This is a genomic window from Acinetobacter schindleri CIP 107287 (genome assembly GCF_000368625.1).
Classification (GTDB): Bacteria; Pseudomonadota; Gammaproteobacteria; order Pseudomonadales; family Moraxellaceae; genus Acinetobacter; species Acinetobacter schindleri.
On sequence record NZ_KB849576.1, the window covers coordinates 609,247 to 630,559 of the forward strand.

Below are 21,313 nucleotides of genomic sequence, written 5' to 3' on the forward strand. Positions count from 1 at the left end.
GTTGTTAAAAATCATCTTCGGTTAAAATAGTAAAAAATCATAACAAGAAATCAAAATAATGTCTCAGGCGTTTATTACTTTAGGCTCGCAAACTTCACATGGTGGTGTAGTTGCCGAAGCGGAAAATTCTGTATTAATTCACGGCATCGCTGTGCATTTGCAAGGCATGAAGCATTACTGTCCCAAGTGCAATAGCGTAGTGACCGCCATTGCCAAAAATCAATCCATTACTGTTTTAGGGCGGGCGGTGATTGTCGCAGGTGACAAAGCCAGTTGTGGCGCCCAGTTTCTGGCAAATCAGCATCTGACAGTTTCGCAAAAATAATCCAGCTGCTTTTATTCTTCATTCGGTGACTTCAAGGTCATGCTTAGGAAGAATATGTGCTCATTTTTAGTCATCTTTAAGGTTAAGCTTGCAGACATCATGGATTGAAAAACTATATAACCGCATGAAGCCAGCCTTACATTTTACCCATGCCAATGGCATTCCATCAGCGACTTATCGGAAGTTCCTGAACGGTTTTCAGGATGAATATACGGTTAAAAGTATTCCTTTGATCGGCATGAATCCAGATTATCCAATTACCGCAGACTGGCGTTATTTGGTGGATGAGGTGATTGCCGATATTGAACAGCAATTTTCAGGAAAATCAGTGATTGGACTTGGACACTCTTTTGGCGGTTTGGTTACGATGATGGCGGCTTATAAAAAGCCAGCTTTATTTTCTAAGCTCATCATTATGGATCCGCCTTTTGTGATTGGGAAAAACAGTGCGTTATTTGAACTGGTAAAAAAGCTCAATTTAAAAAGTATTGATCGCTTTACTCCGGCAGGTATTACTTTAAAGCGTAAAGACCACTGGTCATCTCAGCTGGACGCGGTAGAGGCGCTGAGATCGAATCGTCTGTTTAAGCATTTTGATGAACAGTGTTTTCAGGACTATATCGACAGTGGAATTGTTGAAGATCAACAGCGCGGTGGTGTAACTTTAAAAATTCCAAAACAGGTTGAAGCAGAAATCTTTCGGACAGTTCCGGCCTGGTGGTGGCGTACCCCGCGTAAAGCACCGCAAGTTCCCATTCACCTCATCACTGCAGAACAGAGCCAGTTCTATCAACAGGGTCTGCCGCAAGGCTTAAAGAAAATTTATCAAATTGATTATTCAGTCTTGCCAGGTGGACATATGTTTCCACTGGAACAGCCAAAACAGGTAGCTGAATATGTAAAAGCCAAACTGAAAACTTTGGGATAATATCAAATATAAAGAGATAACCGACATCTCTTTCTATTTAGCTTGTATTCATCAAGATTAACGGATTTGAGACTGATCGAGATGTCGAGCACCTTCCAAAATCATGCGGATCATGATCATGGTCTGCTCCGCAATTTCCTGACGTTCATCAGCTGGCATATCTATCACTTTGGCACCCATGTTAAATACCAGCTGGGTAATCGCTTTGGCAGCGATATCCGGATAGAGCAGACGGCTTTTATTCAGTCTTTCCAGACGTACCAGGTCTTCCTGTAATTCCTGCTGGAAATACTGGAGTTGACGCTCTACCGCCTGTTTATATGATTGTGAACCGGTATAGCCTTCACGGAGTAACAAACTCAGGTTGCCTTCATCAGCATCTAACTGGGCAATGAATACTTCTACTGAACTACGGATAATACTGTTCTGTTTCGATGCCTTTAAGCGTGATTCATTCAGAATCTTACGCAATACCAGACCGGCACGGTCAATCAGTTCAATTGCCAGTTCATCGATATCTTTAAAGTGACGATAAAAGCTGTTCGGTGCAATACCGGCTTCGCGTGCTACTTCACGCAGGCTTAAAGAGGCAATACTTTTTTGTGGGCCAATCAGATTTAAGGCTGCCTGAAACAGTTCTTCTTTGGTAATCGTCGCCTTACGCCCCACGCTGCGTACAATGATCGGTTCATCAATGTTCTTTGTTTTGAGTAGGGAAGCGTCACTGCTTATTTTCATTGAAGACTCGTCATGTATTGGATATGAGGCATTCCAGTATTATAGCGAAGCGCAGCAAACTTGTGAAATGAATAGAAACAATACAGGTGTATATACAAATATATATACATGTGTATAATAATTCAAAACCCAACAAGATTGCTATGAAGATGCAGGTACTCGCAAAACGTAAATCGCCGATCGATTTCTTTAAAGAAAGCGTGATTGATCAGCATGCGATTAATTTCTGGATGCAGAAATTTAACCCACTCTGGTCGCTGAACCAGCCATTGGGCAAGATTGTGCATAAAGAAAATGCTGCCCAGGATATGGTCAGCCTGAAAATTCAGGTCAATCGCTTGTTTAAATTTGGCGAAGCGGGCCAGCATCATCCAGTTTACGTTGTGGTAAATGGTATTCGTTACGAGCGTAGCTATAGTCTGACTCAGCTGGATCAGCAACATGTGTTACTGACCATCAAGAAAGTTGAAGATGGTAAGGTAAGTCATTGGGCGGCAAATATCGCTCAAGTTGGTGACATTATTGAATTCGGTTTGCCATTTGGTGATATGACTTTAGCTGTTGAAGCAACACCAATGCTGTTGTTGGCAGCGGGTAGTGGTATTACACCTATGCTGAGTTTGCTCGAAGCATTGAGCAAGACTGGCAAGCTGAGTCAACAGCCAGTACAGCTTCTGTACTGGGTAAAGCATTATCAAGATGTCGCATTCAAATCACGTTTTGAAGAATTTGCTGCGCAGTATCCAAACTTTAGCTTTAAATTATTCGCGACTCAGGAAAAACCGGCTGCGGAACGCTTGAATCAAAGTCATCTGACCGATCTTCAAAATATTGATCAGACAACAGTCTATGCTTGCGGTCCATCAGGTTTTGTCACTCAGGCAGAAATACTGTTTGCTCATGCCAAAGTATTTAAGTCTGAAGCTTTCAGCATGAGTCTGGACGATAACACTGAAACAGGCTTTGTGAATGTCACACTGACGCAATCTAATAAAGTTGTTAGCATTCCAAAAGGTCAGTCTATTCTAGCGAGTCTGGAACAGCAAAATATTAAACCGAACCACGGCTGTCGTATGGGTATTTGTAATAAATGCGCTTGCAATAAAGTTGAAGGTTCTACCAAAAATTTAGTCAATGGCGCACAAAATAAAGAACCAGGAAATCTCCTGAAAATTTGTGTGAATTCAGCGCAGACTGACCTTGTCATCGACCTATAAGCGAGTTGATCACTATGAATATGCCAGTAAAATTTCAGTATTTTAAAAATCCAAAAAACCGTGAACTGACACAGACAGAATTGGACGAACTTGCGCGCGAACTTGATGCGATCAAGCAGGAAGTGTTAGATGACTTGGGCGAAAAAGACGCGAAATACATCCGTCGTGTCTATTCTGCAATTCGTTACTCTTCTATTGCGGGTCGTGCGTTATTGTTCGCAGGCTGGTTCCCTCCAGCATGGATTCTAGGTACAGGTCTGCTTGGTTTTGCCAAAATCATGGAAAATATGGAGTTGGGTCATAATGTCATGCACGGTCAGTACGACTGGATGAATGATCCTAAGATGAATGGCCAGACCTATGAATGGGACATTGTGGGTACTTCTGATAACTGGCGTCAAACCCATAACTTTAAACATCATACCTATACCAATATTAAAGGTATGGATGATGATATCGGCTATGGTCTGGTTCGTCTGTTCCCTGAACAACGCTGGAAACCATCTTATTTATTGCAACCGATTTACAGCATTCCATTCTGCCTGTTGTTCCAATGGGGCGTAGCGATTCAAAATCTTGAACTGGGTAAATACTTCAAGGGTCGTAAAACCAAGGAACAGACTAAAGAAGAATGGAAACCAATGCAGCGTAAAATTACCAAACAGCTATTTAAGGACTATGTCTTCTTCCCGTTAATTGCAGGTCCTGCTGCATTGCCGGTGTTTGCTGGTAATATGGTGGCAAATGGTATCCGTAACGTTTGGACATTTAGTATTATTTTCTGTGGTCACTTTACTAAGGATGTTGAAGTATTCCCGAAATCAGTACTGGAAAACGAAAGCCGTGGTCACTGGTATATGCGCCAGATTCGTGGTTCATCGAATCTGACAGGCTCTGAAGCGTTTCATATTCTGACTGGTCATTTGAGCCATCAGATTGAGCACCATTTATACCCAGATGTGCCGGCACGTCGTTATCGTCAAATGGCGCCAAAAGTTCAGGCGGTTTGTGAAAAATATGGTTTGAACTATAATAATGCGAGTCTGGTGAAACAGTACGGCAGCGTGATCAAGCGTATTGTGAAATATGCTTTTCCGTTTAAAAAATAAGTTTCTATAAGTTAATAGAAAACCACTTCAATTGAAGTGGTTTTTTTATTCCTTTAATTATATTTTCAGTCTTGAACATGGCTACGTAAAATCCGAATGAGATTGATATAGTTTCCTTTCTTTGCGGCTGAAATGACACGATCGATTTCTTCTTTTTTCCATTTATGCCGACGTGCAGCACAAATAAATTTTGATAGCAAAATAAAAGGATTTTCACCGTATTGGATATATAGATTTCTTATGTATTTGGGGGGATTAAATTGATTCATAGTTACATTGCCTTAATGAAATTAAATCGCTGTACTAGGTTATTTGTGTGAAATGTATCACGATAAATGGCGTGTTATGATATTTATAGACTAAAGTTATAAGTATTAGATTTTATTTATATAAATATGAAAAATTATTATTTAGTCTATTCTGTTTAAAAATTTAAATAACCAGCTTAAATTATCTTTATATTTAATTATGTATCATGAATATTTAATTATAATTTCAACTTGAAAATACATTTATTATTTAAAGAATATTAATTTGAGAGTTTTTTTATAGTATTTAGATTTTCTAATACGGGTAATTTCTTGTCAAAGCCCACCATATAGCTATGCTGCGCTAAACTCAGCATTTCCTTATCTTCCTCACTATTCCCATAAGCATAAATCATCTCAAAATCTTCAAGATTGATCGCTTCTAAAACGCGTAATTTCTTTTGCAGACAGCTACAGTCGGGTGTTAGATATTTTCCTGTCAATTTTCTATTTTTGATTTCAACTTTGGAACAGAGCAGCTCAATACTTAGAGTATTAGCAATCATTTCCAGATATAGATCAATAGTTGCTGAAACCAGTATAACTTTATGTCCTAACTTTCGATGCATTTTCAGCTGCTCAAACAGAGTAGGGTCAAGATTCCCTAAAATCTTATTCGCGTATTGCAATGCTAAAGGGTAAATTATTTCTACATCAGCATCTTTAAACATGGCTAAATAAAGCTTTGGTCGCATGCGATGGGCAGGATAGATTTTGAGATAATAAGCAGTAATCCATGGCAGAATTTTCAGACCACGCCAAATAATATGTCGTTTTTTCAGGACATGAAAAATAAACCCTGTAAAGCTGTCATGCGAATACAGGGTGCCATCAAAGTCAAATAAGGCTAGAGCTTGAGGTTTTTGATTTTGCGCATGCATGTTTGGTAACGGCCATCTACACGGCTAGCAAACCAGTTGGTATTGTAATCACGACTCAATTTTGGTCCAGAAATCACCACTTCAGGCATGATGGCATAAAAAGGTTCTTTACCCGTTTGTTCCTGATATAGTTTCGCTACACCACGATAGGTCATGGTGTCTTCAAAATCCTTTTCCTTTTCCTTCTTCAGGTCAGAACGGATCTGACGCTCAGTAATAATGAAATTATGCTTGGCAAATACATTGATTAATTCACGTTCAGACTGACTTTTCTGAGAGCGGATACTGCCATCTTTGCTATATAGCAAGAGATCGCCATCCAGATCCAGTTCGGCTTCAGTCAGGTCATTGAGCATGCTCTGGAAGGCAGCATTACGACTGGAATACATGCCTGAATTATAGTCGGCAAAACGATAGATCGGTTTATCATAATCTGCCGGATACATCATCAGACGATGAATACCATAATACAGACCGCCATACTGACTATACAGATCGGTACGCAGTTCAGCGATATTGCCACCTTGACGCTTATGCTCCTTGGCATAGCTAATATGCACCTGCATCGAACCTAAAGTCGTAATCGGATTAAGCTTTTCGCCGATGTTTTGACCAAAGAGTTTGGCTGCACCCGTTAGGGCACTCACGTGATAATGTTTGGCCATATAGTCAAATATTTCACGATACAGTTCATCCAGTTCACGTTCAGTTTTAACCTTACGCATCTGGCTGAGATAGTTGTTATCCGGAGTGGGATGATTCTTCAGAACATCCTGGAAATATCCTGCAACTGTTCCACCGATACTTTCACCAAGTTTCTCGGTAAATTTTTCTTCCAGACGGCCTTGAACTTCTTTTACTGCTTTTTCGCCCAGACCAGCAACAGTTGGATTTGCGTGGAAATTAGATTCCTGATCCACCACTGCGACGATGGTACAGATATTCTGTTTAGTTTGGGGAATACCCAGTTGTTCGGTAATATCATAGATATCTTTGGCCCATGAATCACGATTGCTGACACGTGATGGAATCGCTTTAGGTATCTGGTCAGCTTCCATGGTTGGCTCATCAGAAGACCACCAAGAACCATTGCCACAGCCGGCAAGACTTAGGGATAAAGCAAGGACAGACCACGATTTAACAGTAAAAATTCGGTGAAGTGTGTTGTTCATGTTGTCTAAATCAGATTCCAGCAGATGAGCGATCAAGGCAGATGCAGTATACTATGCTCATCAACAAAGTGATGAATTTATATGTATATTGGTCCGTATCAACTGTCAAATAATTTGATTGTCGCTCCCATGGCAGGCGTGACAGACCGTCCGTTCCGTACACTATGCAAATATTTTGGTGCAGGTCATGCTGTCAGTGAAATGATGACTTCAGACAAAACCCTGCGCATGAGTAAGAAAAGTTTGTACCGTGCTAATTTCGATGGCGAACTGGCGCCAATTTCGGCACAAATTGCCGGTTCAGATCCGCGTGATCTGGCAGAGGCGGCACGGTATCAGGTTGCGAACGGTGCACAAATTGTTGATATTAATATGGGTTGCCCAGCTAAAAAAGTCTGTAACAAGCTGGCTGGTTCGGCATTACTGCAAGATGAAGATCTGGTTGCACGTATTCTGGATGCCGTTGTTGCTGCAGTCGATGTCCCCGTGACTTTAAAAACCCGTCTGGGTTATTTAAATGGTCAGGAAAATATCATGCGTGTGGCCAAGCGGGCAGAAGAAGCCGGTATTTCGGCCTTGGCATTACATGGCCGTACCCGCGAAGATATGTATTTAAACACAGCGCGCTATTCACTGATTAAAGATGTGAAGGAGATATTGAATATTCCCGTGATTGCGAACGGAGATATCGACAGTCCAGAAAAGGCCAAATATGTACTGGATTATACCGGTGCCGATGCAGTGATGATTGGGCGTGCAGCACAGGGACGTCCATGGATTTTTCGTGAAATCGCACATTATTTAAAGACTGGAGAACAGCTGGCTGCACCAAGTATTGCCGAAGTTAAAGAGGTCTTACTGGGTCACTTGGCTGAACTGTATGAATTTTACGGTGAATATTCTGGCTGCCGAATTTCCCGTAAGCATATTGCCTGGTATACCAAAGGTCTGCGTTCCAGCAATGAGTTTCGTCAGAATATGTATAAGGTGGAAAGTACCGCAGATCAATATAAAGTGGTAGAAGCCTACTTCAATAATCTGCTGGAGCATGGTCAGATCATGAGTGATGTGCAGGTCGAACAGGTGAATCTTCTGGAAACAACCTGATTTTCCGCATTACCTGAAATGAATTCCTTCTTAAGGTACTGTCGTTTAAACAGTACCTTTTTTATATCTATGTTATGCAATACAGCAGGCGTTTACATGATGGAAATACCTGTACAGAGTTAAGGACTAACTTCACTAAAACAGGACAGGACTTGGACAGTATTAACCTGAATTTTCTCTATGATAAAGGACATGTGCAAGATGAATTTCAATTTTGTCTAAATAAAATCAAGGGAGAATCAGAATGACAAATATTAATCGTCCAGTTTCAGAGATTAATCCAACTACTCAAACCGATCTGGTTGAGGACAATAACGCAATAAAACATGAAGAAGTTGTGAAAATGGATCCTTCAATCGCACAAGGTACTGATCCTAATTTAAATCCAGCAGATACTACAAGAACCCTTGATCCAGATGAGAAAGAGGCTGAAACTGGAGATCAGGCATTGGCAACCGGTGCCGGAAGTGTGGGTGGAGCGGCCATTGGCGCAACACTTGGTATGGTGGGTGGACCAGGAGGCTCCTTGATTGGCGGAGTTGTTGGCGGCGTACTTGGCGGAATCGCAGGTAAGGATATTTCAACACCAGATCATCCAGACCATGGTATTGAAAATTCGAGTCTATTAGGAGACCAGGACAAGTACTGGCGCGAAGAGTATCAAAGCAGACCCTATTATAGTGAAAGCCGCAATGTGCATGGGGATCTGGACTATGATCGTGATTATCGCGGGGCTTACCAACTCGGTTATGAAAATCGTGAACATTACAATGGTAAAGAATTTAATGAAGCTGAACCTGACTTGCGAAGCAAATGGGAGCAATTCAAAGGTGAATCTCGTTTGACCTGGGAACAGGCTAAATATGCAGTCAAAGATGCATGGGATCGCACAACTCGCTAAACCACATCTTTAGATAAAACCTCTCTACTTCGGAGAGGTTTTTTTATTGTTCTATAAATACAAATCTAACCTTTATTTGCTTTACAGTAGTCTAAATCCTTCAGATTAAGACTAGCTATTTTTAATACGTCTATTATATCCGAGGCATCTGACAGTCATCATTGAAAATGGGTAAGTGGATAATGTATTTAAAACGACTATTCATGAATAAATACAAAATTGAGGATTTCGAAAAATTATAATTACCTGGTTATAAAAACTATACTTATTTGATGTTTATTCATGCAATTTAGACATGCCTGTTACATCCGTAGTCTACAGGTACATAGCGTAGTATATATTCACTGAAACGGGACAGGACTTGGACAGTGTTAACCTGAATTTTCTCTATTATAAATAAATCAAAGACAAGATGAGATTTCTATCTTGGCTATAAAAGATCAAGGGAGATTTAGAATGACAAATACCAATCGACCAGTTTCAGATATTAACCCAGCTTCACATCGTGATTTGTCTCAAGAACGGACTGATGTATTAAGAGATGATGAAGCATTAAAAAGCAGCCCGACCACTTCAGGCAGTGCACGCCCAGATTTAAATTTACCAGATACCGAAAGCCATCGTGTTCCCGATATGAATGAAGCGGGTGATCATCCTGTGGCTACCAGTGCTGGAACCTTAGGTGGCGCTGCAGCAGGTGCGGCGATTGGAGCAGTCGGTGGTCCTGCAGGTGCAGTCGTCGGCGGCCTTGTTGGGGGAGTGGTAGGTGGTCTAGCTGGAAATGAAATGGCAGAATCAGCACGACCTACGCTAGATACACCAGAAGGTATTGCACTTTCAGGTTCAGAAAATTTACAGGACGATGATCACTACTGGCGTGAACAGCATCATCAGACTCCTTATTATAGTGAAAGCCGTAATGTCTATGGTGATCTGGACTATGATCGGGATTATCGTGGCGCATATCGCCTCGGTTATGAAAACCGTGAATATTACAATGGTAAAGAATTTAATGAAGCTGAACCTGATTTGCGTACCAAATGGGAACAGGTTAAAGGTGATTCCCGTCTCAATTGGGAAGAAGCCAAATTTGCAGTGAAAGATGCATGGCATCGTGCGACTCGCTAAATTCTGTTACGCATAAAAAAACCTCTCAATATTGAGAGGTTTTTTTATTTTAATGAGAAGAAAAACTGCTTATTCTCGATGTTTAATCTCCAGAATCAGCTGGTTAACCAGGTCTGAAGCTTCCATTTCGCGTGTTTGTGCGGCGTTTGAGCCAGCCCAGAAAGCACCATAGCCATGATCGCCATGTTGAACGGCTGCTGCATGTAATTGCTTGGCCAGGTCATAAGTATATGGATAGGCTGGTACATCTAGACGATCCGGGGTGTCGATATCAGTATGCCAATGATTGATAATGCCACGCGCAGGACGACCAGAAATACTTGCAGTCACCTGGGTCAATGGTTTAGACAGCAAGGCTTTACGATAGGCTTCATTAGCATTAGAGGTTTTGCACTGTACAAATGCCGTTCCCAGCTGAACGGCTTCAGCACCAAGCTTCAGCATCTGTCGTGCCTGATAGCCGTCCATAATGCCCCCAGCAGCTACAATGGGCAGGGAGCAATATTGTTTAATCAGCTTGATTAAATTTGAAGTTTTGACTGAGGCATCAAATTTGGTGCTGAAAATTCCACGGTGCCCACCTGCTTCAATACCTTGAGCAATCACCACATCAATGCCAGCAGCCTCGATCGCACGTGCTTCAGCCAGGTTGGTCGCAGAAACCATGGTGATAATTCCAGCCTCTTTAAGTGCTTGAACCTGATAAGAATGCGGAATACCGAAGTGAAAACTCACCGCTTTCGGACGTGTTTCCAGAACCAGATTCAGGAAATCATCATTGTCCCTAAAGCTTGGATAAATGCATTTCAAGGTTTTGGGTGGTTCTATACCAAACTGGGCAAATTTATCCTTGAACTGCTCAATCCAGGCTTGAGCGACAGTGTCATCTAAATCTTCAGATTTATGGCAGAAGAAATTAACCTGAAAAGGCTGATCGGTCAGCTCCTGAGTTTTAAGAATCTGTTCACGCCCAGACTGTACGCTACTGGCACCTAATCCTAATGAACCCAAAGCACACTGATTAGAGACTTCAGCGGCCAGCTCAGGTGTGGAGACACCGGCCATGGGTGCTAACAGAATTGGGTGTTTAATGCCTAATTTTTCCAATAAAGACATGGCTTTGCTCCTTGTTATCATCTTACTGTGCCTTCGCCTTAAAAATTAAGCAAACCATATTGGTTATTTTATTTTGAAATATTCGACTATAGTTACATAAGTATTACATTTGCGGCGACACTCATTGTCGCTGTACTGATCGATTGCATAGTAGGTGAAATTCTACAGTTTTATAATGCTGTTTTAGTTAAATTTTCCTGAACTCATGTCTGATCGTATACGTGAAAAATTACAGATTCTCGCTGATGCTGCCAAATATGATGTGTCCTGTTCATCTAGTGGCAGCAATCGAAAGAATAAAGATAAAGGTCTAGGCAATACTGGCAACGGGATCTGTCATAGCTATACTGAAGACGGTCGTTGTGTTTCTTTGCTGAAAATCCTGTTTTCCAATGTCTGTATTTATGACTGCTCGTATTGCGTTTCACGCCGTTCCAATGATGTAAAACGGGCCGCTTTTACCGTGCAGGAAGTGGTTGATCTGACCATGAACTTCTATCGTCGTAATTATATTGAAGGGCTATTCTTGAGTTCAGGTATCTTTAAGTCTGCCGATTACACCATGGAGCGTATGCTGCAGGTAGTCAAGAAACTGCGGCTGGAAGAAAACTTTAATGGTTATATTCATCTTAAGACCATTCCGGGAGCTTCGCAGGAAATTATTACTGAAGCAGGTCTATATGTGGACCGGATGAGTATCAATCTGGAAATGCCAACAGAAGATGGATTACGAAAATTTGCCCCAGAGAAAACTCATGCTGAAGTACAGAAAGATCTGGGCATTGTGCGTGATCGTCTGATTCAAATGAAAGACGAAAGTAAAATTATCAAGGCTGTACCCAAATTTGTACCGGCAGGCCAGACTACACAAATGGTGGTTGGGGCGCATAGTGAAACGGATCGTGATGTCATTTTGATGGCGGATCGGCATTACAAGGAATTTAAGCTAAAGCGTGTGTATTTTTCCGGTTATATCCCGATTAATGCTGAAGAAAAAGCACTACCGGCCGTGGGTTCAGCACCACCATTATTACGTGAAAACCGACTGTATCAATCTGACTGGTTAATGCGTTTTTATGGTTTTGATGCTGAAGAAATTGTCGATGACCAGCATCCGAATCTGGAACTGGATATTGATCCAAAGCTCAGTTGGGCATTGCGTCATCCGGAAGCCTTTCCAGTCGATATTAACCGAGCCGAATATAAAATGATTCTGCGAGTACCAGGAATCGGAGTGCGTTCCGCCAAGAAAATCGTTCAGGCGCGCCGTTTTGGTCAGATTCATATTGATCAGCTGAAACGTATGGGGGTAGCTTATAACCGTGCGCAGCATTTTATCCACTGCGCCGATACACCAAAATTTAAAAAAGAACAGCAATCACAACAGATTCGGCAGCAGATATTGCAGTCGGGTTATTCAAAATATCAGCAGCAACTTTCACCTCAACTGGGATTAGGGTTCTGATGGCCTGTTACTATTTTGATGGCACAATGACAGGACTATTGAGCTGCGTATTTCGTGCTTTTGAATTTCGTGAATTTGAGGTCAGAATTACTGCCAATCCGCATGCACAAAATGGTCTGTTTGATGATTTTATTCATGTGGCGTCCAATGATACGCATGGCCAGCGTGTCTGGCAAGGCTTAAAACAGAAAGTTGGTTCAGGCAGCTTGAGGGCTTTTTACTATACCTTTTTTGCGGAGCAAGAACAGGCTTTCCAGGTCCTGTTTGACTTTGCAGTATATGTTTTTCAGAGTCAGCGGCCAGTGGATCAAGACTATGGTCATGCTGCGGTATTGGGCATGTCACAATGGGCAAAACAGGTGGGACGTGAAAAGCACCGGATGGAAGCTTTTGTGCGTTTCAAAAAATGTCAGGATGGTTTGTTCTTAAGTTTGATCAAGCCAGATTTTAATGTGCTACCGATTATTAGCAAACACTTCAAGGAGCGTTATCAGGATCAGACCTGGCTGATTTATGATGAACAGCGCAAATACGGTATCTACTATGATTTAAAAAATTTGCATCAGGTAGAAATGAATGCAGGACAGATAGATCCACAAGTCCGGCTTGGACATAGTCAGTCTTTCAGCGTTGAACTGGATGATGAGGAATTACTCTATGACCAGCTTTGGAAAGACTATTTTCATAGTGTGAATATTCAGGCACGTAAGAATATGAAGCTGCATATTCAATATGTACCTAAACGCTATTGGCGATATATGAATGAAAAAGCACTTTGAAACACATGCTTTAGGATTTTCAGGCATAATCAGAGTGCTATTGTTTTTTGATTGAGTGATGTGTTTATGAAGGTATGGCTGAGTACATTGGCGCTAGGCTTGACGTTAACTGCATGTTCGCAAGAACCCGAAAAGATTGAGGTCGACCCCGCTCAGTATCAGGTTAAAAATGCTCAGGAATTACAGCAACGCTTTGATACTCTCAATCAAAAACTGGCAACTGACTTTAGCCAGTTTAAGAAAGTCGAAAGTATTGCCTTTGCGCATCAGTTCCCTTTAGATGTAAATAACCTGAGAACCTTGAATCAGCATTTGGTCGCAAGCACAGCACTTAAGTCCAGTAAAATGGCCTATTGCGATATGATGAATGGCTATTTTGCCGAGATGTATCGACTGGGACATTACAATCTTAATTTAGTGAATGATATTCAGCTGCCAAATACAGAAAAAGAAGATCTTAAAGCGAATTTCTCAACGGCTGATCAGTTCTATACCTTTATTCTGGATCGATATACCAGCTATCGTCAGGTACAACAAACTATGAACTATGGTTGTAATCTAAAAGCGGCACTATAAATTTTTAAAATTATTCAGTGCATAAAAGAAGCCCATCATCAGATGGGCTTCTTTATGTTGGAGTATTAACAGCCGGTCAGTTTTTCTGGCTGAGGTTTTTCGCCCGGGAAGAAAATCGGACGGAGTTTTACCCCAATACCATTCCCTACAAAGGCAAATACCAGCCATAACCAGCCATGTACACTGCCTGAAGCAATACCACTGAAATATGCGCCAATGTTACAACCATAAGCCAAACGTGCGCCGTAGCCAAGCATCAAGCCACCAATGACTGCTGCCAGTAATGAACGTTTTGGAATATTGAAATTCGGTGCAAATTTACCTGCCAGACTTGCAGCAAGGAGGGCGCCAAGCATGATGCCAAAGTTCATCATCGACGTGATGTCAAACCACAGTGATTCTGATAATGCCTTAGCATTGCCTGGTTGTTGCCAATATGCCCAAGAAGCAACATCTACACCTACGAAACTTGCCGATTTCGCTGCCCAAACGGCAAAGGCAGAAGTTACCCCCCATGGACGTCCAGCCAGTGCCAAAGTCGCAAAGTTAAGCAGGGTTAAAATGATACCGCCCCAGATCAATGGCCATGGTCCACGAAGAAAGCGTTTCCAACCTTGATACTGGCTTTGTGGTTCAGCTTCCAGACCGCCATGGCGTTTCTTTTCGAGAAACACAGTCGCAGCGGCAATAACTGCAAATAATAGAAAGCTGAGTAACAGTGCAGGCACTACCCCGAAGCTTTTCACAATCGAAATTGGTGCCAGATGTGGCAGATTAAACCACCAGTCGAGATGAGACGTTGCAATCAGCGAACCTGCACAGAAGAAGAACAGAGTTACCAGCATACGCGCACTACCACCACCAACGGTATAGAGCGTACCTGATGCACAGCCGCCACCGAGCTGCATGCCAATACCGAAAATAAAGGCACCAATCATGACTGACATGGAAACGGGATTAACATTGCCTTTGACAGGATTACCGAACAACTCACCGGCACCAAGGGCGGGAAAGAAAAGCAATACTGCCAGAGCGAGCATAATCATTTGCGCGCGTAACCCACGACCGCGACGTTCCTTGATAAACACACGCCAGCTAGAAGTGAAACCAAAAGAGGCATGGTACAGGGTCATGCCCAAGGCACCACCGACCAGGAATAAAAGCGCCTGATTCAGCCCTACGATTTGATAGGCACCGACTGTACCTAAAGCAAGTAAAATAAATGATACCCAAACCGATATATTAGATCGGTTTGAGGATGCAGCAATCACTGACATAGGAGAGATAAAATATCAAAAAATAAAGTGTGTCATTTTACAGGCCTGTTTTTTCAAAGCGAGTCCAAAACCTAGAATTTACATTCCAATATCTGATTCTTCATATCAATTTAATTTATATTAAATCAGATTGATGTGAAAGAGCGAGATATTCCAGTAAAGGAACAACATGGCAGCGATACGAACAAAGGGAATATATTAACTGGCACTTAGCTTTGACGTCTTGGTAAAATAAGCTGGTAATCGCGTCTAAAATTGTCAGTGAAAACATACCTACAATTATTGCGGCAGCTGAGATCAGTTGCTTAAGCCTGAGCAAGATTTAAGACGTGGGAAATAATGTTCTTAGAGAAAAGACAAGGGGAGCTGATCTGCTAGCCTCTAAAGACTTAGCGAAAATATTGACATGAATACTAATCTTATCCTAAGCATAGCCCGGGGCTTCAATGCATAATAGTCCAGCTATATTGCAAATTCACGCCAGTTCTTGAGTAATCACACATAATATAAATCCAGATCAATTGGCTGAGTCCGGCTGCAGGATTCCCTTTTCCAGGTATTAAATCTGAAAAGATAGATGAGAGAATAAAAAAGCCTGCAAAATGCAGGCTTTTTAAGGGACTGGAGCCTTGAAAAAGGATCAAGTAACCAGAATTAATTTTCAGCTTCTTGGCGTACTTTTGCTGCGCCTTCTTCAACTGAACCTGCAACAGATGCTGTTGCATCTTTGGCTGCTTCTTTAGCACGTTGGGCTGCAGCTTCAGCACTTGCAGCAGCTCTATCTGTTGCTTCCGCCGTATTTGCTGCTGCATTATCCAGAGCTTGGTCGGTTTCAGCTGCAGCTTCGCGGCTCGCATCTTCCATATCATGACCTGCCTGTTCCGCAGCATTCTCCAGGTGCTCACCTGTACTTGCGCCAGTTTCAGGTTGTTTCTCCTTGCTACAGCCTACAAGTGCCACAGTTGTCGCCAAACCTAAAGCAATAAGAAGTTTATTCATTGTGTTATTCCTTTTGTTGTCATAGATCATTGATATAAAAATATTATCGGAATCACGTGCTTCAGAATGCTACAAAATGTGGCGTTCGTGTAAATGTTGTCAACCATTTTATAAACTATTGAAAACAAAAAAGCCTGCTCGAAGGCAGGCTTTTTTAAGTAAGAAAAATTACAGACCAGCAGAAGCACGTAATGCTTCAACCTTATCTGTTTTTTCCCAAGTAAATGCAGTATCCGAACCTTCACGACCGAAGTGACCATAAGCTGCTGTTTGCTTATACATTGGCTGGATCAAGTTTAGCATACGGGTAATACCATATGGACGCAGATCGAAGTGCTCACGAACCAATTGAACGATCAACTCGTCAGATACTTTACCGGTATTAAAGGTATTGATTGAAATAGAAGTTGGCTCAGCCACACCAATTGCATAAGACACCTGAATTTCACATTTATCAGCAAGGCCAGCCGCAACGATATTTTTCGCTACATAACGACCTGCATAAGCAGCAGAACGGTCAACTTTTGATGGATCTTTACCAGAGAATGCACCACCACCATGACGCGCCATACCACCGTAAGTATCTACAATGATTTTACGGCCAGTCAGACCACAGTCACCTACAGGACCACCGATTACGAACATACCGGTCGGGTTGATGTGGAATTTAGTCTCTGCATGGAACATTTCAGCTGGAATGATTTTCTTCACGATTTCTTCAATCACAGCTTCTTTCAGGTTCGCTTGTGAAATTTCAGGATCATGTTGAGTTGAAAGGACCACTGCATCTAAACGTACCGGCATGCCATTTTCATAAGCGAAAGTTACCTGGCTTTTCGCATCTGGGCGTAACCATGGCAATGAGCCATTACGACGTAATTCAGCCTGCTTTTCCATTAGGCGGTGCGCATAAGAAATTGGCGCAGGCATTAATACGTCAGTTTCACGGCTGGCATAACCAAACATCAGACCCTGGTCACCGGCACCTTGATCTTCTGGCTTTTGACGGTCTACACCCTGAGCGATTTCAGGGGACTGTTTACCGATCATGTTGATCACGGCACAGGTTGAACCATCAAAGCCAAGATCAGAATGGTGGTAACCAATGCCATTCACGGTTTGACGTACGATCGCTTCAAAGTCGACGTTTGCAGTTGTTGTGATTTCACCGGCAAGTACAACCGCACCCGTTTTTACAAGCGTTTCACAAGCAACCCGCGCATATGGGTCTTCTTTTAAGATTGCATCCAAAATAGCATCACTGATTTGGTCAGCCATTTTATCTGGATGGCCTTCGCTTACAGATTCCGAGGTAAATACAGCGTACTCGCGCATAAGTCCTATCACAGTTAAATTTAAAGACCCGATATGTTACATCGTGTTGCGTCGAAGGACTAGGTTTGAACGGTAAAATTGGCTGAAATTGTTTCAATTTAATTTGTTTTTATTTGAATATTAGTATTTGAAAAACTGATATACCGCTTATATCAGTGGCTTTTGCTTATGTTTTGCTCAATAAAAATATGGCAGCTTTTTTTGGTCATTTTTTGTAGCAGCAGAGCTAGGCTTCTTATACCTTAGATTAATTTTTCCAAAGAAGAAGCAATCTTATTGTTTGAAAATGCATTTTACTGTCGCAAACCACTCCATCAATCGTGATGATTTAAGCTAAGGTTAATGAGCTAAAAACTTTATTAATCTGATCGGCGCATAATATATAGAAGAATTGCATCAAGACTTTGATCTAAAATTTATAAAATTTCATTGCATGTATAAGCCTACAGACTAGGCCTTATTTACTGAAAACGAAGAAGAGGGCAAAAGGTAAAATACAGCAGCGAGCTTTAGTTTATTTTTAGTCCTGCCGATGAGGGAAATAATTTGAATCAATAAAAGCCATATATGTATATTTAAGTGGCTGACCTTTTCAAGAGAATAATAAAAATTTGATAGAAGGGAACTCGCTTGTAAAACATAAGAAAATTAGGGTTTTTATTGTGATGAAAATTGAGTATTAATCGGTGCCTGTACTTAAAAGTGTAGATTAAATGTACGTTGACCAATCTAAACAACAATAAAGTGATAAATATTGTAGGCTGGTCTTTACCCCTCGCTGTTTTTTTAAGACAATATGCAGCAGTTTTGAAAGTCTTTTCATCATTTTCTATTTCTGAATTATTTGGACACTGATTTATGACAACCCCGCTTAATGAACGTCGTGTTGCAAACGCAATTCGTGTATTGGCAATGGATGCTGTGCAAAAAGCAAACTCAGGACATCCAGGTGCTCCAATGGGGATGGCAGACATCGCTGATGTGGTTTGGCGCGAATTTTTAAGCCATAACCCGACTAACCCGAATTGGGCGAACCGCGACCGTTTTGTATTGTCGAACGGTCACGGCTCAATGCTGCAATATGCACTTCTTCATTTAACGGGCTATGATCTTTCAATCGAAGATTTGAAATCATTCCGTCAATTACATTCTAAAACTCCAGGTCATCCGGAATTGGGCTATGCACCTGGTATTGAAACCACTACTGGTCCATTAGGCCAGGGTATTGCCAATGCCGTAGGTTTTGCACTGGCTGAAAAAACGCTTGCTGCGCAATTCAACAAAGACGATATTCAAGTTGTTGATCACTTTACTTACTGCTTCCTGGGCGATGGCTGCTTGATGGAAGGTGTTTCTCATGAAGCATGTTCATTAGCGGGTACTTTGGGTCTAGGCAAGCTGATCGCTTACTATGATGACAACGGCATTTCGATTGATGGCGAAGTTGAAGGCTGGTTCTCTGACGATACAGAGCAACGTTTCAAATCTTATGGCTGGCAGGTCATCAAAGTTGATGGTCATGATGCGGATGCAATCCGTCAAGCGACTGTAGAAGCGAAAGCTGAAGCGAACAAACCAACCATCATCATGTGTAAAACAGTGATTGGTTTAGGTTCACCAAACAAACAGGGTAAAGAAGACTGTCATGGTGCGCCTTTAGGTAATGATGAAATCGTATTGACTCGTGAAGCGCTTGGCTGGTCAGACGAAGCATTTGTTATTCCTGCTGAAGTTTATGCAGCATGGGATGCCAAAGAAAAAGGTTCACAAGCTGAAGCAGCCTGGAATGAAACTTTTGCCGCTTATGCAGCAAAATACCCAACTGAAGCAGCTGAATTAAAACGCCGTATTTCTGGTGATCTTCCAGCTGACTTTGTTGCAAAAGCAGATGCTTACATTGCTGAAGTAAATGCAAAAGAAGAAACGATTGCGACACGTAAAGCAAGCCAAAATACGTTGCAAGCACTTGTACCTTCTTTGCCTGAAGTGCTTGGCGGTTCTGCTGACCTTGCAGGCTCTAACCTGACCCTTTGGAAAGGTGCGCAAGGCGTACAGGACAATCCTGCAGGTAACTACGTACACTATGGCGTACGTGAGTTTGGTATGACTGCAATTGCCAATGGTGTAGCACTACACGGTGGTTTCATTCCGTATGTAGCAACATTCCTGATGTTTATGGAATATGCACGTAATGCAGTGCGTATGTCTGCTCTAATGAAACAGCGCGTAATTCATGTTTATACGCATGACTCAATCGGTCTAGGTGAAGATGGTCCAACACACCAACCGGTTGAACAAATCGCATCTTTACGTGGTACACCGAACCTGAATACATGGCGCCCATGTGACACTGTTGAAGCCGCGATTTCCTGGAAATCAGCTTTAATGCGTTCAGAAGGCCCAACGGCATTAATCTTCTCTCGTCAAAACTTGCCATTCCAGACCCGTACTCAAGCACAAATCGAGAACGCTGCGAAAGGTGGTTATGTACTGGCTGAAGAAAAAGGCGAATTGAAAGCGATCATTATTGCAACGGGTTCAGAAGTATCTCTGGCAATGGAAGCGTATGCACAACTTGAAGGTGTACGTGTAGTCTCTATGCCATGCGCTGAAGAATTCATGAAGCAAGATGCTGCTTACCGTGAAGCAGTTCTCCCTGCAGCGATTCGTGCACGTGTAGCGGTAGAAGCTGCACATGTGGATTACTGGTGGAAATTTGTAGGTCTTGACGGTCGTGTGATTGGTATGACTACTTATGGTGAATCTGCACCTGCGAAAGATCTGTTCCAGTTCTTCGGTATTACCACTGAAGCAGTTGTAGCAGCTGTAAAAGAGATTACTGCTTAATCAACTGATTAAACAGTTTTTAAAGGACGCCCCAGTTTTGGGGCGTCTTTTGTTTTTTCACTTTTTAGTGTTGTTTTCATGTGGCAACTGCTAAAAAGTTCTCCCATAGTCGAAATGAAAGAGTGAGATAAACATGAGCTTGTATGAACAAATTAACGATGAAATTACTTTAATGGATGCAGGCGAACAGAAATGGATCGGGCAGGATCTGCCTCTTGAAGCAATGATGGCAGTTGAGCTGTTACTTCAGGATCTGGCGGCTGAAAAAATTATTAAAGTGCGTCGTAAGAACCATGAAAAACATTCTGGTTTAAAGCAGATTGACCGTATTCTGGTGGAAAAGCTTTAAAATTGAAGGCTTAAATAGCCTCACATGGGGCTATTTTTGTACCAAAATAATCATCTGTATGAGTCATAGATATATTTTAAAAAATTGGCGTGAGTAAAATAAAAACATATCTTATCTTAATCATCAAAATAGCCTAAGCTAATTGAATCTATTTGAAATAGAAGAATCGTATAAAAATGATGATACAAGACCAGATTCAAATTGAGCCTCTAGAAAATATTACACAGCAGGAGTGGCTGCCATTATGGTTGGATTACCAGAATTTTTATCAGACTCAGCTCAGTGAAGAGGTAAATCAGCATACCTGGCAAAGGCTTACTGATCTTGCATTCGGCAATATGTATGGATTCGCAGCGATTCTGAATCAGCAGGTTATCGGCATTGTGCATGTCATTCAACATGACAGCTGCTGGACTTTAACGCCGTATGCCTATTTGCAAGATCTTTATACGCATATTGATTTTCGAGGGCGGGGTGTGGCACGAGCCTTGATTGAGAAAGTATATGTAGATGCTAAACAGCATGGATGTGATCGAGTGTATTGGTTAACTCATGAGAGCAATCGACAAGCACAGCAGCTCTATGAGCAGGTTGCCAAGAAAACCGGTTTTATTCAATACAAGATGACCTAATATTGACAAAGTCATCATGCTTACAATTTTAGCGTTCCATGCATGCAACAAATCGTTCTATCTTTAGCGGTGCAAATAATTCTAATTAAGCTAGATTAGAACCTATTCAAAACAGAGGGTTATG

General features: G+C 41.8%; 21 protein-coding genes. 13 read left to right on the forward strand and 8 right to left on the reverse strand.

The features are described from left to right. Positions 1–58: 58 nt before the first annotated feature. Entirely contained in the window at positions 59–325 is a 267-nt protein-coding gene (locus F955_RS10460; RefSeq protein WP_004894260.1) for a PAAR domain-containing protein, read from the forward strand. 124 nt (positions 326–449) lie between these two features. Then, positions 450–1,253 (forward strand): alpha/beta fold hydrolase, encoded by an 804-nt coding sequence (locus F955_RS10465; protein WP_017401371.1) that lies wholly within the window; start codon positions 450–452, stop codon positions 1,251–1,253. Positions 1,254–1,310: 57 nt separating this feature from the next. Here F955_RS10465 and fabR read toward each other — a convergent pair whose 3' ends face one another. Further along, positions 1,311–1,991, reverse strand: a complete 681-nt coding sequence (gene fabR, locus F955_RS10470; RefSeq protein WP_004894263.1) for an HTH-type transcriptional repressor FabR — start codon at positions 1,989–1,991, stop codon at positions 1,311–1,313. A 149-nt stretch (positions 1,992–2,140) separates the two neighbouring features. Here fabR and F955_RS10475 point away from each other — a divergent pair, with 149 nt between their 5' ends. Together F955_RS10475 and F955_RS10480 are read left to right on the forward strand one after the other, a co-directional pair. Next, positions 2,141–3,208, forward strand: coding sequence for a ferredoxin reductase (locus F955_RS10475; RefSeq protein ID WP_017401370.1), 1,068 nt, complete (start codon positions 2,141–2,143; stop codon positions 3,206–3,208). Positions 3,209–3,222: 14 nt separating this feature from the next. Then, positions 3,223–4,317, forward strand: coding sequence for a fatty acid desaturase family protein (locus F955_RS10480; RefSeq protein WP_004894266.1), 1,095 nt, complete (start codon positions 3,223–3,225; stop codon positions 4,315–4,317). A 65-nt stretch (positions 4,318–4,382) separates the two neighbouring features. Here F955_RS10480 and F955_RS10485 read toward each other — a convergent pair whose 3' ends face one another. From F955_RS10485 to F955_RS10495, 3 genes are all read right to left on the reverse strand, one after another. Continuing rightward, positions 4,383–4,586 carry a hypothetical protein gene (locus tag F955_RS10485; RefSeq protein WP_004894267.1) on the reverse strand — a complete coding sequence of 68 codons (204 nt, stop codon included), beginning with the start codon at positions 4,584–4,586 and terminating at the stop codon, positions 4,383–4,385. A 260-nt stretch (positions 4,587–4,846) separates the two neighbouring features. Continuing rightward, a complete protein-coding gene (locus F955_RS10490) occupies positions 4,847–5,506 on the reverse strand; it encodes an HAD-IB family hydrolase (RefSeq protein ID WP_004894268.1) in 660 nt (219 codons plus the stop codon). Continuing rightward, positions 5,473–6,678 (reverse strand): DUF1615 family protein, encoded by a 1,206-nt coding sequence (locus F955_RS10495; RefSeq protein WP_026056709.1) that lies wholly within the window; start codon positions 6,676–6,678, stop codon positions 5,473–5,475. Before F955_RS10495 ends, F955_RS10490 begins: the two co-directional genes overlap by 34 nt. A gap of 81 nt (positions 6,679–6,759) precedes the next feature. Here F955_RS10495 and dusB point away from each other — a divergent pair, with 81 nt between their 5' ends. The 3 genes from dusB to F955_RS10510 all read left to right on the forward strand — a co-directional run bounded on the left by dusB (position 6,760) and on the right by F955_RS10510 (position 9,814). After that, the gene (gene dusB / locus F955_RS10500) at positions 6,760–7,785 is read left to right on the forward strand and encodes a tRNA dihydrouridine synthase DusB (RefSeq protein ID WP_004894270.1); all 1,026 of its coding nucleotides are present in this window, start codon (positions 6,760–6,762) and stop codon (positions 7,783–7,785) included. Between the two features lie 244 nt (positions 7,786–8,029). Then, positions 8,030–8,686: a hypothetical protein gene (locus F955_RS10505; protein WP_004894271.1), complete on the forward strand. Its 657-nt coding sequence runs from the start codon at positions 8,030–8,032 to the stop codon at positions 8,684–8,686. 456 nt (positions 8,687–9,142) lie between these two features. Next, a complete protein-coding gene (locus tag F955_RS10510) occupies positions 9,143–9,814 on the forward strand; it encodes a glycine zipper domain-containing protein (protein WP_004894274.1) in 672 nt (223 codons plus the stop codon). Between the two features lie 69 nt (positions 9,815–9,883). Here the strand turns inward: F955_RS10510 and F955_RS10515 are convergent, their stop codons facing one another. Next, positions 9,884–10,930, reverse strand: a complete 1,047-nt coding sequence (locus F955_RS10515; RefSeq protein ID WP_004894278.1) for an NAD(P)H-dependent flavin oxidoreductase — start codon at positions 10,928–10,930, stop codon at positions 9,884–9,886. Between the two features lie 205 nt (positions 10,931–11,135). Between F955_RS10515 and F955_RS10520 the strand changes: the two genes are divergently transcribed. From F955_RS10520 to F955_RS10530, 3 genes are all read left to right on the forward strand, one after another. Next, positions 11,136–12,395 carry a putative DNA modification/repair radical SAM protein gene (locus F955_RS10520; protein WP_004894280.1) on the forward strand — a complete coding sequence of 420 codons (1,260 nt, stop codon included), beginning with the start codon at positions 11,136–11,138 and terminating at the stop codon, positions 12,393–12,395. Continuing rightward, positions 12,395–13,174, forward strand: coding sequence for a TIGR03915 family putative DNA repair protein (locus F955_RS10525; protein WP_004894283.1), 780 nt, complete (start codon positions 12,395–12,397; stop codon positions 13,172–13,174). The genes F955_RS10520 and F955_RS10525 overlap by 1 nt, the downstream gene beginning before the upstream one ends. A 66-nt stretch (positions 13,175–13,240) precedes the next feature. Next, the gene (locus F955_RS10530) at positions 13,241–13,750 is read left to right on the forward strand and encodes a hypothetical protein (RefSeq protein ID WP_004894286.1); all 510 of its coding nucleotides are present in this window, start codon (positions 13,241–13,243) and stop codon (positions 13,748–13,750) included. Between the two features lie 65 nt (positions 13,751–13,815). Here F955_RS10530 and F955_RS10535 read toward each other — a convergent pair whose 3' ends face one another. The 3 genes from F955_RS10535 to metK all read right to left on the reverse strand — a co-directional run bounded on the left by F955_RS10535 (position 13,816) and on the right by metK (position 17,361). Beyond that, positions 13,816–15,027, reverse strand: a complete 1,212-nt coding sequence (locus tag F955_RS10535) for a YeeE/YedE family protein (RefSeq protein ID WP_004894287.1) — start codon at positions 15,025–15,027, stop codon at positions 13,816–13,818. Between the two features lie 654 nt (positions 15,028–15,681). Further along, complete coding sequence (locus F955_RS10540) at positions 15,682–16,026, reverse strand: hypothetical protein (RefSeq protein WP_004894290.1); 345 nt, start codon at positions 16,024–16,026, stop codon at positions 15,682–15,684. Positions 16,027–16,194: 168 nt separating this feature from the next. Further along, a complete protein-coding gene (gene metK, locus F955_RS10545; protein ID WP_004812553.1) occupies positions 16,195–17,361 on the reverse strand; it encodes a methionine adenosyltransferase in 1,167 nt (388 codons plus the stop codon). Between the two features lie 858 nt (positions 17,362–18,219). On the opposite strand from metK, the gene tkt reads away from it, so the two are divergent. From tkt to F955_RS10560, 3 genes are all read left to right on the forward strand, one after another. Beyond that, positions 18,220–20,208 (forward strand): transketolase, encoded by a 1,989-nt coding sequence (gene tkt / locus F955_RS10550; protein ID WP_004894294.1) that lies wholly within the window; start codon positions 18,220–18,222, stop codon positions 20,206–20,208. Positions 20,209–20,341: 133 nt separating this feature from the next. Next, on the forward strand, positions 20,342–20,557 hold the full coding sequence (locus F955_RS10555) for a hypothetical protein (protein WP_004812556.1): 216 nt from the start codon (positions 20,342–20,344) through the stop codon (positions 20,555–20,557). Between the two features lie 176 nt (positions 20,558–20,733). Then, positions 20,734–21,189 (forward strand): GNAT family N-acetyltransferase, encoded by a 456-nt coding sequence (locus F955_RS10560; RefSeq protein ID WP_004894298.1) that lies wholly within the window; start codon positions 20,734–20,736, stop codon positions 21,187–21,189. The last annotated feature ends 124 nt before the right edge of the window (positions 21,190–21,313 follow it).

Coding starts and splice junctions, on each gene's coding strand:
- F955_RS10460 (WP_004894260.1), top strand. CDS start 59: ATGTCTCAGGCGTTTATTACTTTAGGCTCGCAAACTTCACATGGTGGT.
- F955_RS10465 (WP_017401371.1), top strand. CDS start 450: ATGAAGCCAGCCTTACATTTTACCCATGCCAATGGCATTCCATCAGCG.
- fabR (WP_004894263.1), bottom strand. CDS start 1,991: ATGAAAATAAGCAGTGACGCTTCCCTACTCAAAACAAAGAACATTGAT.
- F955_RS10475 (WP_017401370.1), top strand. CDS start 2,141: ATGCAGGTACTCGCAAAACGTAAATCGCCGATCGATTTCTTTAAAGAA.
- F955_RS10480 (WP_004894266.1), top strand. CDS start 3,223: ATGAATATGCCAGTAAAATTTCAGTATTTTAAAAATCCAAAAAACCGT.
- F955_RS10485 (WP_004894267.1), bottom strand. CDS start 4,586: ATGAATCAATTTAATCCCCCCAAATACATAAGAAATCTATATATCCAA.
- F955_RS10490 (WP_004894268.1), bottom strand. CDS start 5,506: ATGCATGCGCAAAATCAAAAACCTCAAGCTCTAGCCTTATTTGACTTT.
- F955_RS10495 (WP_026056709.1), bottom strand. CDS start 6,678: ATGAACAACACACTTCACCGAATTTTTACTGTTAAATCGTGGTCTGTC.
- dusB (WP_004894270.1), top strand. CDS start 6,760: ATGTATATTGGTCCGTATCAACTGTCAAATAATTTGATTGTCGCTCCC.
- F955_RS10505 (WP_004894271.1), top strand. CDS start 8,030: ATGACAAATATTAATCGTCCAGTTTCAGAGATTAATCCAACTACTCAA.
- F955_RS10510 (WP_004894274.1), top strand. CDS start 9,143: ATGACAAATACCAATCGACCAGTTTCAGATATTAACCCAGCTTCACAT.
- F955_RS10515 (WP_004894278.1), bottom strand. CDS start 10,930: ATGTCTTTATTGGAAAAATTAGGCATTAAACACCCAATTCTGTTAGCA.
- F955_RS10520 (WP_004894280.1), top strand. CDS start 11,136: ATGTCTGATCGTATACGTGAAAAATTACAGATTCTCGCTGATGCTGCC.
- F955_RS10525 (WP_004894283.1), top strand. CDS start 12,395: ATGGCCTGTTACTATTTTGATGGCACAATGACAGGACTATTGAGCTGC.
- F955_RS10530 (WP_004894286.1), top strand. CDS start 13,241: ATGAAGGTATGGCTGAGTACATTGGCGCTAGGCTTGACGTTAACTGCA.
- F955_RS10535 (WP_004894287.1), bottom strand. CDS start 15,027: ATGTCAGTGATTGCTGCATCCTCAAACCGATCTAATATATCGGTTTGG.
- F955_RS10540 (WP_004894290.1), bottom strand. CDS start 16,026: ATGAATAAACTTCTTATTGCTTTAGGTTTGGCGACAACTGTGGCACTT.
- metK (WP_004812553.1), bottom strand. CDS start 17,361: ATGCGCGAGTACGCTGTATTTACCTCGGAATCTGTAAGCGAAGGCCAT.
- tkt (WP_004894294.1), top strand. CDS start 18,220: ATGACAACCCCGCTTAATGAACGTCGTGTTGCAAACGCAATTCGTGTA.
- F955_RS10555 (WP_004812556.1), top strand. CDS start 20,342: ATGAGCTTGTATGAACAAATTAACGATGAAATTACTTTAATGGATGCA.
- F955_RS10560 (WP_004894298.1), top strand. CDS start 20,734: ATGATGATACAAGACCAGATTCAAATTGAGCCTCTAGAAAATATTACA.